Source organism: Actinosynnema sp. NPDC091369 (assembly GCF_044757065.1).
Classification (GTDB): Bacteria; Actinomycetota; Actinomycetes; order Mycobacteriales; family Pseudonocardiaceae; genus Actinosynnema.
Genome location: NZ_JBIVUG010000007.1, coordinates 39,613 through 56,095 on the forward strand (window position 1 = coordinate 39,613; position 16,483 = coordinate 56,095).

At 71.1% G+C, this 16,483-nt stretch carries 13 protein-coding genes; 7 read left to right on the forward strand and 6 right to left on the reverse strand.

Annotation, left to right across the window (positions count from 1 at the left end):
- Positions 1 to 150 precede the first annotated feature (150 nt).
- Both ACIQMJ_RS26260 and ACIQMJ_RS26265 read left to right on the forward strand, forming a co-directional pair.
- Positions 151 to 810 carry a hypothetical protein gene (locus tag ACIQMJ_RS26260; RefSeq protein ID WP_499763645.1) on the forward strand — a complete coding sequence of 220 codons (660 nt, stop codon included), beginning with the start codon at positions 151 to 153 and terminating at the stop codon, positions 808 to 810.
- 38 nt (positions 811 to 848) lie between these two features.
- Positions 849 to 2,153: an RICIN domain-containing protein gene (locus tag ACIQMJ_RS26265; RefSeq protein ID WP_499763646.1), complete on the forward strand. Its 1,305-nt coding sequence runs from the start codon at positions 849 to 851 to the stop codon at positions 2,151 to 2,153.
- Positions 2,154 to 2,229: 76 nt separating this feature from the next.
- Here the strand turns inward: ACIQMJ_RS26265 and ACIQMJ_RS26270 are convergent, their stop codons facing one another.
- From ACIQMJ_RS26270 to ACIQMJ_RS26295, 6 genes are all read right to left on the reverse strand, one after another.
- A complete protein-coding gene (locus ACIQMJ_RS26270; protein ID WP_499763647.1) occupies positions 2,230 to 3,774 on the reverse strand; it encodes a glycoside hydrolase family 43 protein in 1,545 nt (514 codons plus the stop codon).
- Positions 3,775 to 3,798: 24 nt separating this feature from the next.
- Positions 3,799 to 4,647 carry a carbohydrate ABC transporter permease gene (locus ACIQMJ_RS26275; protein WP_499763648.1) on the reverse strand — a complete coding sequence of 283 codons (849 nt, stop codon included), beginning with the start codon at positions 4,645 to 4,647 and terminating at the stop codon, positions 3,799 to 3,801.
- A complete protein-coding gene (locus tag ACIQMJ_RS26280; RefSeq protein WP_387500040.1) occupies positions 4,644 to 5,597 on the reverse strand; it encodes a carbohydrate ABC transporter permease in 954 nt (317 codons plus the stop codon). The genes ACIQMJ_RS26275 and ACIQMJ_RS26280 overlap by 4 nt, the downstream gene beginning before the upstream one ends.
- Entirely contained in the window at positions 5,594 to 6,859 is a 1,266-nt protein-coding gene (locus ACIQMJ_RS26285) for an extracellular solute-binding protein (RefSeq protein ID WP_499763649.1), read from the reverse strand. Before ACIQMJ_RS26285 ends, ACIQMJ_RS26280 begins: the two co-directional genes overlap by 4 nt.
- A 301-nt stretch (positions 6,860 to 7,160) precedes the next feature.
- On the reverse strand, positions 7,161 to 8,537 hold the full coding sequence (locus ACIQMJ_RS26290; protein ID WP_499763650.1) for a glycoside hydrolase family 43 protein: 1,377 nt from the start codon (positions 8,535 to 8,537) through the stop codon (positions 7,161 to 7,163).
- Between the two features lie 259 nt (positions 8,538 to 8,796).
- Positions 8,797 to 9,861, reverse strand: a complete 1,065-nt coding sequence (locus ACIQMJ_RS26295) for a LacI family DNA-binding transcriptional regulator (RefSeq protein ID WP_499763651.1) — start codon at positions 9,859 to 9,861, stop codon at positions 8,797 to 8,799.
- A gap of 104 nt (positions 9,862 to 9,965) precedes the next feature.
- On the opposite strand from ACIQMJ_RS26295, the gene ACIQMJ_RS26300 reads away from it, so the two are divergent.
- From ACIQMJ_RS26300 to ACIQMJ_RS26320, 5 genes are all read left to right on the forward strand, one after another.
- The gene (locus tag ACIQMJ_RS26300; protein WP_499763652.1) at positions 9,966 to 11,312 is read left to right on the forward strand and encodes an ABC transporter substrate-binding protein; all 1,347 of its coding nucleotides are present in this window, start codon (positions 9,966 to 9,968) and stop codon (positions 11,310 to 11,312) included.
- A 7-nt stretch (positions 11,313 to 11,319) separates the two neighbouring features.
- Positions 11,320 to 12,162 (forward strand): carbohydrate ABC transporter permease, encoded by an 843-nt coding sequence (locus ACIQMJ_RS26305; RefSeq protein ID WP_499763653.1) that lies wholly within the window; start codon positions 11,320 to 11,322, stop codon positions 12,160 to 12,162.
- Positions 12,159 to 13,010, forward strand: a complete 852-nt coding sequence (locus ACIQMJ_RS26310) for a carbohydrate ABC transporter permease (RefSeq protein ID WP_499763654.1) — start codon at positions 12,159 to 12,161, stop codon at positions 13,008 to 13,010. Before ACIQMJ_RS26305 ends, ACIQMJ_RS26310 begins: the two co-directional genes overlap by 4 nt.
- Positions 13,011 to 13,447: 437 nt before the next feature.
- Positions 13,448 to 14,830, forward strand: coding sequence for a glycoside hydrolase family 10 protein (locus ACIQMJ_RS26315; RefSeq protein ID WP_499763916.1), 1,383 nt, complete (start codon positions 13,448 to 13,450; stop codon positions 14,828 to 14,830).
- A gap of 86 nt (positions 14,831 to 14,916) precedes the next feature.
- Positions 14,917 to 16,449 carry a non-reducing end alpha-L-arabinofuranosidase family hydrolase gene (locus ACIQMJ_RS26320; RefSeq protein WP_499763655.1) on the forward strand — a complete coding sequence of 511 codons (1,533 nt, stop codon included), beginning with the start codon at positions 14,917 to 14,919 and terminating at the stop codon, positions 16,447 to 16,449.
- Positions 16,450 to 16,483: the final 34 nt, after the last annotated feature.

Genomic DNA, 16,483 nt, shown 5'->3' on the forward strand with positions numbered 1-16,483 from the left:
GCGCGCGGGCGCCGCCGCCCCCCCCGCCTACCATGGGGGCCCCCCCGGGGGGCCCCCCCCCGGGGGGGGGGGCCCCCGCCCGGGGGGCCCCCCCCCCGGGGGGGGGGGGGGCCCCGCGCACCGCCCCACCGCTTGCCGAGGAGGAGCGTCATGGGCAGGAGCACGCAGGTCGGGCGCGCGCGGCCGGGCAAGCCGGTCGCGTCGCGCCCGCGCTGGGCGTCGGTCACCGCGCTGGTGACCGCGTTCGCGCTCGGGTTCGCGGTCGCGTTCCTGACCGGCTCGTGGACGTCGGGGCCGGACGCGACTCAGCGCCGGATCGCCGAGTTGCAGCAGGAGGAGGCACGGCGTGACGTCGAGCAGGTGGGGGCGTTGATCGAGCTCGCCAGGGGCGGCCGGGATCGCCTGGCACCGGTGCTGGGAGCGATGGCGGCGGAGAACGCGCCCACGCTCGACGACGTGCGCGGCTGGCGCGACGTGGTGGCCGCGGAGGTCCAGCGCTACGCCGAGACGCCGTCCGCCGGCAACGGGGTGAACGTCGCCCGCACCGGGCTGCGGACCGCCGTCGAGCAGCTCGCCGCCGCGGTCGACGGTTTCGCCGCCGCCGTCACCGCGTCCCCGCCCCTGGCGGACGACCTGCTGGGACTGGCTCGCGCGCAGCGCACGCTGGCCCTGCGCACCTGGTCGGTCGCCGCGCTGCAACTGGACGTGATCAGCATCGACGCCGGGAAGGGACACGTGCACGTCCACCTGCCCGCCGGACCGGACGCCGGCACGATCCCCGCCGACACGGCCCCGGAAGGCAGCGGGTGACCCACCCTCTACCCACCACACAGAACGGAAGCACACCCGTGTCACAGGACAATCGCCTGCACCGGGTTTGGACGTCGATCGGTGCGGCAGCCGTGCTGCTGCTGGCCGGCACCGACGTCGCCCGAGCCGAACCCGCGCCACCGGAGACCGTCACCACCGCGGCCGCGACCGCGGGGTGCGGCAAGGCCCCGACCCTGCGCAGCGGCACCCACACCATCCAGAGCGGCGGCAAGAGCCGCAGCTTCATCCTGAGCGTCCCCGACAACTACGACAACACCTACCCGCACCGGTTGGTCTTCGGGTTCCACTGGTGGGGCGGCACCATGAACGACGTCGCCTCGGGCGGGACCGACGGGGACGTCTACGCCCACTACGGGCTCCGCCGGCTGGCGAACAACACCGCGATCTTCGTCGCACCCCAGGGCATCGGCAACGGCTGGGCCAACTCGGGCGGCGAGGACGTCACGTTCGTCGACGACATGATGAGGCGGATCGAGGACGACCTCTGCGTCGACGCGGCGCAGCGCTTCGCCCTGGGCTTCAGCTACGGCGGGGCGATGAGCTACGCGCTCGCGTGCGCGCGGGCCACGTCGTTCCGCGCGGTCGCGGTCATCGGCGCACCCAGGGAGCTGAGCGGGTGCACCGGCGGCACCCAGCCGATCGCCTACATGGGCATCCACGGCATCTCGGACAACATCGCGTCCGGGCGGGCGTTGCGGGACCGGTTCGTCCGCAACAACGGCTGCACGGCGCAGAACCCGCCCGAGCCGGCGGCGGGCAGCGCCACGCACATCAGCACCGCCTACGCGGGGTGCCGGACCGGGTACCCGGTCGTCTGGGCCCCGTTCGACGGCGGGCACCAGCAGGGACCGGTGGACGGGTGCGCGGGCTGCGAGAGCGGCGCCCGGAGCTGGGTGAAGGCGGAGGTGTGGAAGTTCTTCACCGGTGAGCAGGCCCCGGTCCCGACCACGTTCCGACTGCGCGGCGAGGCGAGCGGCCGGTGCCTGGACGTCAACGGGGCCAACTCCTCCAACGGCACGCCGATGATCGTCTGGGACTGCACCAGCGGCGCCAACCAGCAGTTCACCCGCAACGGCAAGGCGCTCCAGGTGCTGGGCAAGTGCCTCGACGTGCCGACCAACGCGGCGGCGGGCGCGCGGGTGCGGATCTGGGACTGCCAGGGCGGCGCGAACCAGCAGTGGGACCTCAACGGCAATGGCACGATCAGCAACGCCCAGAGCGGGCTGTGCCTCGACGTCACCGGCGCCGGCACCGCCAACGGCACCGCGGTGGTCGTGTGGACCTGCCACACCGGCGCCAACCAGCGCTGGACCCGGGCCTAGGAGCCGGCGGCCGGCAGGGGCCGCCACCGGTCGGCGTCCCGGTCACCCCTCGTGGCCGGGACGCCGACGGCTCGGGTCAGGGCCGCTCCGGGTCGTCGAGCGGGCCGTGGTCGAACCAGTCGAACCAGGCCGTGCCCTCGGTGGCGTACATGCCGATCACCCGGCCCGTGAAGCCGGTGGCGACCTCCGTGGACAGGTACCTGCCGTCGAGCTCGGCCAGCGGCTCCGGGTCGTCCCCGACGTGGAAGGCGAGGTAGTCGGGCGCGGCGACGTGCAGTCCGGGCGACTCGCGCGACCACTCGCGGGCCGGGCGCGTCGTGATCGTGAGCGTCACCGGACCGGGCGGCACGGCCCGCGAGGCCACGCTCTGGCGCAGCGGGCCGATGCGGGCGATGACGTTCGCCTGCCCGTCCGCCACCTCCAGGTCGTAGTGGTGGCCCTCGTCCAGTCGCACCGACAACCCGGCACGACCGGGACCGTGGTCCAGGAGCACGGCGGTCCGGCTCTCGGGGTGCTGCTGACGTCGACCGATGAACGTGCAGCCCGGTCGGTCCAGGGTCGGGCCGGTGGCGTGCAGGGCGAGCCACCCCGGCCGTTCGGTCAGCGACCACGAGCCGGCCGGGCGCGACCGCGGCGAGATCCACCGGGGGTCGAGGTGGAGGGCGTCGAAGTCGTCCCGCCCCGGCGACACCTCCGCCGGCCGCGCGCCGCCGGGCGCTCGTTCCCGGAGGTTCACCGGACCGACCCGGGGCCAGCCGTCCTCCCACCGCACGGGCGTGAGGAACGTTTCCCGGCCCAGGACGTGGAACTTGGGGCTGTACCCGACCGGACGCGTCGCCAGCAGCACCATCCACCACTCGCCGTCCGGGGTGGTGACGAGGTCGGCGTGACCGGTGCTCTGGACGGGCTGGTCGGTGCTGCGGTGCGACAGGATCGGGTTGCCCGGGGCCGGTTCCCAGGGACCGCGCGGCGAGCGGGCACGCGCCACGGCCACGGTGTGGCCGCGTTCGGTGCCGCCCTCGGCGATCAGCAGGTACCACCACTCGCCGATGCGGTACAGGTGCGGGGCCTCCGGCCACTGCAACCCGGTGCCCGCCCAGGCCGGCACCGGCCCTTCCAGCACCTTCCCGGCCTCGGGGTCGATGCGGGCGACCTGCACGCCGGAGAAGCTGGGCCCGTGCGCGCCCGCGAACGCGCACCAGCAGTTCCCGTCGTCGTCCCACGCCAGGTCGGGGTCGATGCCGGGCAGGTCGATCCACACCGGGTCGGACCAGGGTCCTTCCGGCCGCTCGGCGGTGACGGTGAAGTTGCCGCCGTGCGAGGTGTTCGTGGTGATCAGCCAGAAGCGGCCGTCGTGGTGGCGGATCGTCGGGGCGTAGATGCCGTCGGACGCCATCGCGTCGGCCGGCAGCGGGAGCTGCGACGGGCGGTCCAGGACGTTGCCGATCTGCCGCCAGCCCACCAGGTCGCGGCTGTGGAAGATCGGCACGCCCGGGAAGTACTCGAAGCTCGAGCACACCAGGTAGTAGTCCTCGCCCACCCGGCACACGCTCGGGTCCGGGTGGAAGCCGGGGATCACGGGGTTGTCGTAGTACGACACCCCGCGCTTCGGTGGAGTCATCGTTTCCCTTGTTGTGCGGAGGCTTCAGCCCTTGAACGCGCCTTCGAGGATCCCGGCGACCATGCGGCGGCCCACCAGGACGAACAGCACGACGAGCGGGATCGTGGCCAGGAACGAGCCGGACATGGCCAGGCCGAGGTCGATGTCGAGGCTGTTCTGCAGCGCCTTGATGGCGATCTGGGCGGTGTAGCGCTCGGGCGACTTCAGCACGATGAACGGCCACAGGAAGTCGTTCCACGCGGTGACGAACCCGAACAGGCCCAGCACGAACGCCGCCGGCCGCACGATCGGGAACGCGATGCGCCAGAACACCTGCCCGGTGCTCGCGCCGTCGATGCGGGCGGCCTGCATCAGCTCGTCGCTGATCGTGGCCGAGATGTGCTGGCGCATCCAGAAGATGCCGAAGGCGCTGGCCAGGCCCGGGACGATCAGCGCCTGGAGGGTGTCGACCCAGCCCAGCCGCGACATGATCATGTACTGCGGGATGACCGAGAGCTGCGTCGGCACCGTCATGGTGAGCACGACGACGACGAACAGGGCGTTGCGCCCCCGGAAGCGCAGCTTCGCGAAGGCGAACCCCGCCAGCGAGCACAGCACCGCCTGCCCGACGCCGATCGCGGTGGCCACGGCGAGGCTGTTGAGCAGCGATTGCACGAACGGCACCGTGTTCAGGACCAGGCCCAGCAGGTGGAAGAAGTTCCCGCCGGGCACGATCTCCGGCGGCATCTTCGTCGCGGTCGCCGTGTCGGTCGTGGCGACGATGAACATCCAGTACAGCGGGAACAGGCACACGGCGGCAGCCACCGACAGCAGGAGGTAGGTCCACCAGCGGACCCGGCCGGGGCGCCGGCCACGCGTCGCGGTGCTCGTCATCGGTCCGCCTTGATCCGGGTGGACAGCACGAAGTTGATCGCGGCGATCACCACGACCATGACGAACAGGGCCACCCCGATCGCCGAGCCGTAGCCGAACTGGAACTGCCCGAAACCCTGCTCGTACAGAAACAGCGTCAACGTCTGGCACTGGCGCACCGCGCCGCAGGTCAGGCCCGAGCCGGTCAGCAGCGGCTCCGTGAAGACCTGCAGGCCGCCGATGGTGGACGTGACCACGGTGAAGATGATCACCGGCCGCAGCGAGGGGATGGTGATGTGCCGGAAGCGCTGCCACGGCCCCGCGCCGTCGATGGCCGCCGCCTCGAACACCGCCCGCGGCACCGACTGCAACGACGCCAGGTAGAGCAGCGTGGTGTAGCCGAACCACCGCCAGGTCACCATCGTGGCGATCAGGACGTGGCTGCCCCAGGTGGACTGCACGAAGTCGATCGGCTCGACGCCGACCAGCCCGAGCAGCCAGTTGAGCAGGCCGTAGTCGCGGTCGAAGAGCTGGGCGAACACGATCGCCGTGGCCGCGACCGAGGTGATGTAGGGGACCAGCACCGACATCCGGAAGAACAGCGCGAACCGCAGCCGGGCGTGGTTGAGCACGTGCGCCAGCACCAGTGCCAGCAGCAGCTGGGGGATGGTGGACAGCGCCCAGATGCTCACCGTGTTGCCCGCGGCGTTCCAGAACCGGGGGTCGGCGAACATGCGGGTGAAGTTGTCCGTGCCGATGAACACCTGGTCGCCGATGGGGTTCCAGTCGAACAGCGCCACGTAGAAGGTGAACGCGAGCGGGAACAGCCCGAACACGCCGAAGAGCACGAAGAACGGAGCGACGTAGGCGTAGGGCGACAGGCGCTCGGCGAGCCCCCTGCCTCGAGGCGAGGCAGGGGGCGGCAGGGCGGCCGAAGGCGCCGGGGTGAGCGTGGCGGTCACGGTCGTCACTCGCCGATGGCGGTCTTGATGTTGCGCACCGCGTCGTCCCAGGCGGTGGCCGGGTTGCCACCGCCCTGCTCGACGTTGGTGATGGCGTCGAGGAACTCCTGGCCGATGGCGGCGCTGTCCGGGCCGATGTAGAACGGCTTGAGGCCCAGCAGCGCGTCGGTGTAGATCTTGCCGGTCGGCGCGTCGGAGAAGAACGGGTCCTTGCTGTCGGCGAGCTTGGGGTCCTGGTAGACCGAGGGGGTCGAGGGCAGCGCGCCGACGCGGGCGAAGTGCTCCAGCTGACCGGCGGGCGACTGCATCTCCTTGATGTAGTTCCAGGCCGCCTGCGGGTTCTTCGCGCCCTTCGGGATGGCCAGGTAGCTACCGCCCCAGTTGCCGGAACCGCCGGGGATCCGGGCGATGTCCCACTTGCCCTTGGTGTCGGGGGCGGTGGTGCGGATGCTGTTCAGCATCCACGACGGCGCGGACACCGCGGCGTACGCGCCCTGGCCCATGCCGGCGCTCCACGCGCTCTCGAACGACGACTGCCCGGCGGTGATACCCGAGGTGGCCGCCTTGATGCCCAGGTCGAACGCCGCCTTCACCTGGGGGTTGGTGCTGTAGACCAGCTTGCGGTCGGCGCTGTAGTACTTCTCCGAGACCTGGTTGACCGCCTGGTAGAACACGCTGGTGGCGGCGTTGTCGGTGAACGCCTTGCCGGTGGCCTGCTTGTAGCGCTTACCGGTCTCGATGAACGCCTCCCACGTCGGCCACAACGCGCTCACGGCCTCGCGGTCGGTGGGCAGGCCGGCGGCGGCGAAGAGGTCGGTCCGGTAGGCCACGGCCATGCCACCCACGTCGGTGGGCACGCCGAGCACCTCACCGCCCTTAGCGACGCTCTGCTTCCACACCCAGTCCAGGTAGTCGCCCTTGATGTCGTCGGCCCCCAGCGTCCGGAGGTCGACGAAGTTCTGCGGCTGCTCGACGAACTGCGGCAGGTTGTCGCCCTGGATGAGCACCAGGTCCGGCACCTTCCCACCGGCCAGCGCCGTGGTCAGCGACTGGGCGGTCTCCGTCGAGGTGCCCACCTCGGTCAGCTTGATCTGCACGTCCGGGTGCTTGGCCTGGTAGGCGTCCACGGTGAGCTTCTGGTTGATCGCGGAGAACGACCAGAACTCGAACGACTTGCCGTCCCCTCCCCCTCCGCCTCCCGTGCCGGGTGTGCAGGCAGCGAGCAAGGCCAGGACCGCGGTGGCGCAGAGCAGGGGCAGGCGCAGTGACACGACGCTTCTCCAAGGTTGTGCGAGGAACAGGAGGCTCCGCCGCCGAACGGCCGGCCGGTGCGTGTCGGCGAGTGCGGGAACCCGGGTAGCGCGCCCGGCGAACCGCCGGGTCGAAAGTTTCGATCCAAACTCCGATTGTTAGCGCTCACGACAGTAAGCTGTGTCACAACCTTCGTCAAGAACCGTTGCACTACTTGGGTTTCCGCCAGGTGGAGCACTCCAGGCGTCGGTTCATCACCTCTCTTTGTGAGCGCCAACTTTCTAAGGTCACCGAGGTAAGGAAGCGGGGCCGTCGCTGCGGCTACGCGGTGAACTGCCACCAGTTGACGTTGAACAGGTAGCCGCTGCCGCCGGTGAACCGCAGGTACAGGTCGTGGGTGCCCGTCGCGCCGCTGATCGGGCACGACACCGTGGCCCAGCTCTGCCAGCCGCCGGTGCCGGTCACCCCGCAGCGCCCCACGACCGCGCCGCTCGCGCTGTCCAGCCGCACCTCGATCGTGCCGCCGGAACCGGCCGACGCCACCCGTGCGCTGAACGACCTCGCGCCCGAGCCGAACGCGACGCCCTTGACCTTGGTGTGGTCGCCGTTCTCGATCCAGCCGATGTTCATGCCGCCCTCGGTGGACGGTTCGGTCTCGATGCCCGAGCCCCAGGCGATGGTCTCGGCCTCCTGGCGCACGTAGGGGTTGAGGGTGCCCGCCTGCGGTGCGCCGCCGGTGGTCATGGTGATGGTCGGGATCGTGCCGTCGGCGTTGTAGTTGAACTTCTCCACCGCCACGGACCGGGTGAAGCCGCCCCCGCCCGGCAGGGCGCCGTTGTGGTAGAAGAAGTACGAACTGCCCTTGAAGTCCACGATCCCCGCGTGGTTGGTGAAGCTGCTACCCTGCGTGGGCATCACCGTGCCGCGGTAGGTCCAGGGTCCGGTCGGGCTCGGCGCGGTGGAGTAGGCGATGAACTCCGAGCAGCACTTCGCCGCGAACACGTTGTAGTACAGGCCGTTGCGCTTGTACACCCACGGCCCTTCCTCGTAGAGCGTGGGCCGGCTGGCGTCACCGGTGCGGGTGCCGAAACCGGCCGTGGTGAGCGGGATGCGGGTCGGGCTGCCGGAGAACGACGTCATGTCGGCGTTGAGCCGCACGTACCACAGGTTCGGGTTGCCCCAGTACAGGTAAGCCTGGCCGTCGTCGTCGATGAAGACGGTGGGGTCGATCTCGCCGTTCTCCACCAGCGGTCGGCCGATCGCGTCGCGGAACGGTCCGGTGGGGCTGTCGGCCACGCCCACGCCGATCGCCATGCGGCCGGTCGCCCGGTTGACGACGGGCACGTACCAGTAGAACTTGCCGTTGCGGTGGATCGCCTGCCCGGCCCACGCGTCCTTGCTCGCCCAGGAGAACGTGCCCACGTTCATCGGTGAGCCGTGGTCGGTCCAGTTCACCATGTCGTCGGAGGACCAGACCCGCCACTCCTTCATCGTGAACCAGGTCGAGCCGTCCTCGTCGTGCCCGGTGTAGAGGTACACCCGTCCGTTGTGGACCAGCGGCGCCGGGTCGGCGGTGTAGATGTGCTGCACGATCGGGTTGTCGGCCCTGGCGACCGCCGGAGCGAGGGCGAGGGCGCAGAGGATCGCGGTGAGCACGGCGACCGCCCGGCGCGGGTGGACTGACGACCTGGCCTTCAACGGAACCTCCGGGGGAGATCGGGCAGCGCACCTGAAGCGGGACCGTCCTGACGTCACGCCCATGCAACTACGACCCGCGGTTCGCGGTCAAAGCTAAAGTTGTGAGCGCTCACTTTAGCGGACCGTTATTCCGCTCCCGCCGGTTCCGCCAATAACCGCAGATGCCGACCGGGCTCGCCGAATTGCTCCGTTCAGCCCCTTGAACCGCACTTACGCATCGCTTCGGCTTGTGAGCGTGAACAACAGCGCGCCGGCCGGCTCACACCGAGGGTGCGCGCACCGACCTGACCGAGCCGCCGACCTGGACCGACATCGGCACGCGGTGCACGACGGGCGCGGCCTTGGAGCGCACGGGCCGCTCCGACGTCGCGAAGAGCACCTCCACCGCCTTCACGCCGAGCTCGTGGTGCGGGAGGGCGACGGTGGTGAGGCGCGGCCGGAGCCAGGAGGCGATCGGGTGGTCGTCGAAGGAGACCACGGAGACGTCGTCCGGCACGGACAGCGCGGCCTCGGCCAGCGCCTGGTAGGCGCCGAAGGCGAGTCGGTCGTTCAGGCAGAGCAGGGCTCCCGGGCGGTGGTGGCGCAGGATCTCCCGGGTCGTGTCGTACCCGTTCTCCGGCATCCACTTCGGGCACTGGTGCGCGCTCACCACCCCGACACCCGCGGCGGCGAACACCTCGCGCATGCCGATGAGCCGTTCCCGGGCGGCGATGCTGTTCGGGGGGACGTCGTCCAGGCCGGGGCCCGCGCCGATCACGTGCACGCCGTCGCGGTGGCCCGCGTCGACCAGCACCCGCGCGGCGGCCCGACCGGCTTCGACCTCGTCGGGCAGCACGGCCGGCATGGCCGAGCGCCCCGCCGGCAGGGCGTTGAGGAGGACGGCCGGGCCGTCGTCCAGGCCCTCGGGCAGGACGACCCGGCGCGTGTACATCGCGGCGAAGACGATGCCGTCGACCTGGCGGTCGCGCATCGCTTCGACCAGGGCGCGCTCGACGTCGGGGTCGCCGCCGCTCTCACCGGCGAACAGCATGAACCCCCTGCGGTGGGCGGCCTCCATCGCGCCTCGGATCATGTTCCCGGCCAGCAGCGAGCTCGCGACGGTGTCGGACACGAACCCGATCGTCCGGGTCCGCCCCGTCCGCAGGCCGACCGACAGGGTGTTGCGCCGGTACCCCAGCTCCTGCGCGGTCGAGCGCACCCGGTGCTCCACCTCCGCGGAGATGCGCAGGTCCCGGCCGCGGCCGGACAGCACGAGCGACACGGTGGTGGTCGAGACACCGGCCGCCTTCGCCACGTCGGCCAGCGTGATGCGTCGCCGTCCCACCCGCTCCTCCGTCCTCATAGGACCGCGCGGTGCTTGACACCCGACCGCGCCGTCCCGAAACTCCGGGAGGCTAACACGATTTAGCACGCCCGAGGGAGACGACGTTGTCCCGTGCACGACGAGTCCGCGCGCTCACCGCGACCGCCTTGGCGACCGCGGTCCTGGCCGGTTGCGCGCCACCCGGCGACGCGCGCCCGGCCGTCGCCGGCCCGGTCGCGACCGCGGTCTCCGCACCGGGTTGCGGCAGCTCGCCGGTCACCCTGCGGGCCCGTTTCGAGACCGGTTTCCCCTTGGCGAAAGCCCTCACCGAGGAGTTCACCCGGCAGCACCCGCACGTGACGTGGGACGTGCGGGAGGAGCAGTTCGCGGTGCTCACGCAGAACGCGCCGCGGCTGCTGGCGGACAACCCACCGGACCTGGCACGCCTGCCGCAGGTGTCCGACCTGGCGGCCGACGGCCTGCTGCGCGACCTGGACGGCTACGCGGCGTGGTTCGGGTGGGACGACTGGCCGGCCGCGCAGCTGCGGCCCCTGCGAGTCGGCCCGGGAGGACGACCGCGCGGCGAGGGCCCGCTGTACGCGATGGGCTTCTCCACGAGCGTGACCGGCGTGTTCTACAACAAGGACCTGGCCGCGCGGATCGGGTTCCGCGAGCCGTCGACGCTGGCGGAGTGGGACGACGCCCTGGCACGGGCGAAGGACGCCGGTATCACGCCGCTGGCGGGGTTCAACACGGGCGCGGCGGCCGGGCTCGCGTTCCCGTTGCAGGGCCTCATGGCCGCTCACGGCTCCCCCTCCGACGTCGACGCCTGGACCTTCCAGCGGCCCGGGGCGAGGATCGACACCCCGGCCAACGCCGAGGCCGCGCGGCACCTCCGGCGCTGGCTGCGCGCCGGGTACTTCGACCCCGACCTCAACGCGACCGACTACGCGCGGATGATCGACCGGTTCACCTCCGGCCGGGCGTTGTTCATGGTGGACGGCGACTGGGAGTCGGCGACGCTCGACCGGAGGATGCCGGGCCGGGTCGGCTTCTTCCTCGTGCCGCCCGCGCGGGCCGGTGAGCCGAGGGCGGCGATGGCCGGTCCCCCGACCTTCGGCATCCCGGCCGGCGCGGCGCACCCGGACTGCGCCGCGTACTTCCTGAACTGGGCGGTCACCGATCGCACGGCGCGTGAGACCACCGTGCGGGTGGGCGGTGCGCTCCCCCTCGGTCCGCCCGACGCCTACCTGCCTCCGGTCGACCCCGGGTCGGTCACGGCCGCCACGCTGGCCGCCGCCACCCGGGTCGTCGCGGACGGCACGGGCATGGACTTCATCGCCAACGCCACCGGCGCCATCCTCGCCGAGAGCTGGACGCCGGCCCTCCAGGAGCTGGCGGCGCACGAGGTGGAGCCGGAGGAGCTGCTGCGGCAGGTCCAGGCCGACTACACCGACCAGATCGGCCGGTGAGGTCGCCGTGAGACGGCTGGTCGGCTGGGCGTTCGTGCTGCCCGCCTTGGCGGTGTACGCGCTGTTCGTGCTCCGGCCGCTGGCTTCCACGGTCCGGTACTCGCTGTACCGCTGGGACGGCATCGGCCCGGCCACCTGGGTCGGCTGGGACAACTACCTCGCGGTGCTCGGCGACCCCGACGTCCACGGCGCGATCGGTCACGCGCTGGTGCTGGTCGTGCTCTTCACCGGGGTGCCGGTGCCGCTGGGGCTGCTGGCCGCCGCGGTCGTCCGCCGGGCCGCGCCGAGCGGGCCGGTGCGCCTGGTGCTCCTCCTGCCCCAAGCGGTGCCGCTGGTGGCGGCGGGGATCGCGTGGAGCCTGCTGCTGTCGTCCACCGGTGCGGTGAACCGGCTGCTCGACGCGGTGGGGCTCGGCGGTCTGACGCGGGCGTGGTTGGGCGAGTCGTCGACGGCGCTGGCCGCGGTGGGGTTGATCGGGGCGTGGGTCCTGCTCGGCCTGTGCACGACGCTGGTCCTGACGGGGGCGGAGCGCATCGACCCGGCGCTGTACGAGGCGGCGCGCCTGGACGGCGCGGGACCGTGGCGGGAGTTCCGCGCGGTCACGCTGCCCGGCGTGCGACGCGAGCTGGGCGTGTGCGTGGCGGTGACGGCGATCGCGGCCCTGGCGAGCTTCGACATCGTCTTCGTCACCACCCGGGGCGGACCCGGCGACGCCACGTCCGTGCCGGGTCTGGAGGTGTTCTCCCTGGCCTTCGCGCAGCGCGAGGTGGGGCGGGCGTCCGCGCTGGCCGTCGTGCTCGTGGTGCTGGTGCTCGCGGTGGTGGCGCCCGTGCTGCGGAGGTCGCGATGACCACCGGGCGACGGGAGCGGATCACGGGCAGGCTGGTGGTGCTCGGGCTGGTGGTCGTCACGCTCGTGCCGTTCGCGGACCTCTTCCTGACCGCGCTGCACCCGCCGGGCACGTACCCGCCGGGGTTCACCTGGCCGCGCGACCCGCACTGGTCGAACTTCGCGACGGCGTTCCGGGACGGCCGGGTGGGCGGGCTGCTGGCGTCGAGCGCGCTGGTCGTGCTCGGTGTGGTGCCGCTGACCGTGGCGCTGGCCGCGCCCGCCGGTTACGCGCTCGGGCACCTGCGGTTCGCCGGTCACCGCGTGGTGTCCGGGCTGTTCGCGGTGGGGCTGGTGCTGCCGCTGGAGGCGATCGTCACGCCGCTGTACCACCAGGTCCGGGACCTGGGTCTGCTCGACACGCGCGGCGGCCTGGTGGTGGCGCTGGTCGCGGTGCACCTGCCGTTCGCGGTGTTCTGGCTGCGGGCGCACTTCGCGGGCGTGCCACCGGAGTTCTCCGACAGCGCGCGGGTGGACGGCGCGGGGCCGTGGCAGGTGTTCCGGCGGGTGCACCTGCCACTGGCCCGGCCCGCGGTGTCGTCCCTGGCGGTCCTGCTGCTGATCTGGACGTGGAACCACTTCCTGCTGGCGATCGTGCTGGTCGACGACCCGGCGCGGCGGACGGCGGCGGGCGCGATCGGCGCGTTCCAGGGGCGCTGGGGCACGGACGTGCCGCTGCTGTGCGCGGGGTCGCTCCTGCTCGTCACGCCGCTGCTGGTGGTGTTCGCGCTGCTGCACCGCCGGCTGTCCGCCGACGTGACGTCGACCGTCCCGCGGTCGCCGCTGCCGAGCCACCGTTCCGCACGTTAGCCGGCGCGACAATCCCGGGTCAACGCTTCCGCGAGCGCTAAAATTGTTTGCGCTAACTTTAGCTCTGCGCGCCAATTCAGCACTCCGCAGCCACGTGGGCGAAACATTTGCGTTACGTCTTGACCCAGCGTGTGTCATCGTTCACAGTCGAAAGGGCACCACCGCACCCGCAGTGACGACTACACGGCCCGCCGGGATTCGATTTCGCACGGGCAGTTCTTCCCCAAGATTGTTAGCGCTAACAATCGCTGGGACCGCAGTCGGGCGGCGGGTGTCGACCAGTGCCCCCCTGCCACCGCGGACACCAAGACGCGCGGTGTTCTGATCCGTGAGGACACGTGATGAACCATTCGACACGAGCGGCCATTCGGCCGACGCCCCCGCGTCGGCCGAGAACAACGGCGTTGCTGCTCGTCGCGGGACTCGTCGCCACCGCGATGACGGTGACGGTCAACGGCCAGGCGCTGGCCGGCACGACGCTGGGCACGTCGGCGGCGGAGAAGGGCCGGTACTTCGGCGCGGCCGTCGCGGCGGGGAAGCTCGGCGACAGCACGTACACGACCATCCTGAACCGCGAGTTCAACAGCGTCACCGCCGAGAACGAGATGAAGATGGACGCGACCGAGCCCAACCAGGGCCAGTTCACGTTCACCAACGGCGACCGGATCGTCAACCACGCCCTGGGTCGCGGCATGAAGGTGCGCGGCCACACCCTGGCCTGGCACTCGCAGCAGCCCGGCTGGATGCAGCGCATGGAGGGCTCGGCCCTGCGCTCGGCGATGGTCAACCACATCACCAGGGTCGCGTCCTACTACCGGGGCAAGATCCACTCCTGGGACGTGGTGAACGAGGCGTTCGCCGACGGCACCAGCGGCGGTCGCCGCGACTCCAACCTCCAGCGCACCGGCAACGACTGGATCGAGGTCGCCTTCCGCACCGCGCGTGCCGCCGACCCCGGCGCGAAGCTCTGCTACAACGACTACAACACCGACAGCATCAACCCGAAGTCCACCGGCATCTACAACATGGTGCGCGACTTCAAGGCCCGCGGCGTCCCGATCGACTGCGTCGGCTTCCAGTCCCACCTGACCAACTCCGCGCCGTCGGACTACCGGGCCAACCTCCAGCGCTTCGCCGACCTCGGCGTGGACGTCCAGATCACCGAGCTGGACATCTCCGGCTCCAACCAGGCCAACGCCTACGCCGACGTCACCCGCGCCTGCCTGGCCGTGTCGCGGTGCGCCGGCATCACCGTCTGGGGCATCCGCGACAGCGACTCCTGGCGCACCGGCCAGAACCCGCTGCTCTTCGACGCCTCCGGCAACAAGAAGGCCGCCTACACCGCCGTGCTCAACGCCCTCAACGAGGGCGGGAGCCAGCCCGGGGTCATCGACACGACCGCGTGGTACGTGCTGGTGAACCGCAACAGCGGCAAGGCGCTCGACGTCTACAACCTCGCCACCAACGACGGCGCGCGGATCACCCAGTGGAGCCGCAACGACGGCAACCAGCAGCAGTGGCAGTTCGTCGACTCCGGCGGCGGCTACTACCGGGTGAAGTCCCGGCTGTCGGGCAAGGTGCTCGACGTCTACAACTTCTCCACCGCCGACGGCGCGTCCATCGTCCAGTGGGCCGACGGCAACGGCACCAACCAGCAGTTCCGGGTGGTCGACGCGACCGGCTACATCCGCCTGATCAACCGCAACAGCGGCAAGGCGCTGGAAGTCCAGGGCGCGGCCACCACCGACGGGGCCAACGTCGTCCAGTACAGCGACTGGGGCGGCGCCAACCAGCAGTGGCAACTCCTCCGCGTCGGTTGATCCGGCACGGCTCCCGGCGCACGGTGGGCGACCGCCCGCCGTGCGCGCGTCCGTCATCCCCCACCCCGAAGAAGAGGAGCACGCCCATGGCCGGGTCAGGCCAACACCCGCCCACCACCGCCACGCGCACCGGCAGGCGCCGCAGGCTCGCCGCGCTCGCCGCCGCCGTCGTCACCGTGCTGGTCGGCGGCTTGCTGACGGCGCTCGGCACGACGACCGCGTCCGCGGCGACCGTGGACACCACCGCGTGGTACGTGCTGGTGAACCGCAACAGCGGCAAGGCGCTCGACGTCTACAACCTCGCCACCAACGACGGGGCCCGCATCACGCAGTGGACCCGCAACGACGGCAACCAGCAGCAGTGGCAGTTCGTCGACTCCGGCGGCGGCTACTACCGGGTGAAGTCCCGGCTGTCGGGCAAGGTGCTCGACGTCTACAACTTCTCCACCGCCGACGGCGGCTCGATCGTGCAGTGGACCGACAACAACTCCACGAACCAGCAGTTCCGGCTGGCCGACTCCGACGGCGGCTACGTGCGGCTGATCAACCGCAACAGCAACAAGGCCGTCGAGGTGCAGGGCGCGTCCACCGCCGACGGCGGCAACGTCGTCCAGTACAGCGACTGGGGCGGCGCGAACCAGCAGTGGCAGTTCGTCCGCGTCGGCGGTTCCGGTCCGACGACCACGACGACCACCCAGCCCGGCGGCACGTGCTCGCTGCCGTCGACGTACCGGTGGAGCTCGACGGGCTCGCTGGCGAACCCGAGGTCCGGCTGGGTGTCGCTCAAGGACTTCACCTACGTCCCGTACAACGGCAAGCACCTGGTCTACGCGACCACGCACGACACCGGCACGCGCTGGGGTTCGATGAACTTCGGGCTGTTCAGCAACTGGTCCGAGATGGCTTCGGCACCCCAGCAGGCCATGAACATCAGCACCGTCGCGCCCACGCTGTTCTACTTCGCCCCGAAGAACATCTGGGTGCTCGCCTACCAGTGGGGCGGGACCGCGTTCAGCTACCGGACGTCGACCGACCCCACCAACCCGAACGGGTGGTCGGCGCAGCAAACGCTCTCCACGGCGAGCATCACCGGCTCCGGCACCGGCCCGATCGACCAGACGATCATCGGTGACAGCCAGAACATGTACCTGTTCTTCGCCGGTGACAACGGCAAGATCTACCGCCAGGTCATGCCGATCGGGAACTTCCCGGGCAGCTTCGGCTCGTCCTACACCACGATCATGAGCGACACGACGAACAACCTGTTCGAAGCGGTCGAGGTGTACAAGGTCCAGAACCAGAACCAGTACCTGATGATCGTCGAGGCGATCGGGTCGAGGGGCCGCTACTTCCGCTCGTTCACGTCCAGCAGCCTCGGCGGTTCGTGGACCCCGCAGGCCGCCACCGAGAGCAACCCGTTCGCGGGCAAGGCCAACAGCGGCGCCACCTGGACCAACGACATCAGCCACGGTGATCTGGTCCGCGTCAACGCCGACCAGACCAAGACCATCGACCCCTGCAACCTGCAACTGCTCTACCAGGGCCGCAGCCCCAGCTCCGACGGGATGGACTACGGCCTCCTGCCCTACCGGCCGGGTGTGCTGACACTGCAACGCTGACCGACCCCCGGCGCCCCGCACACCCCGTGCGGGG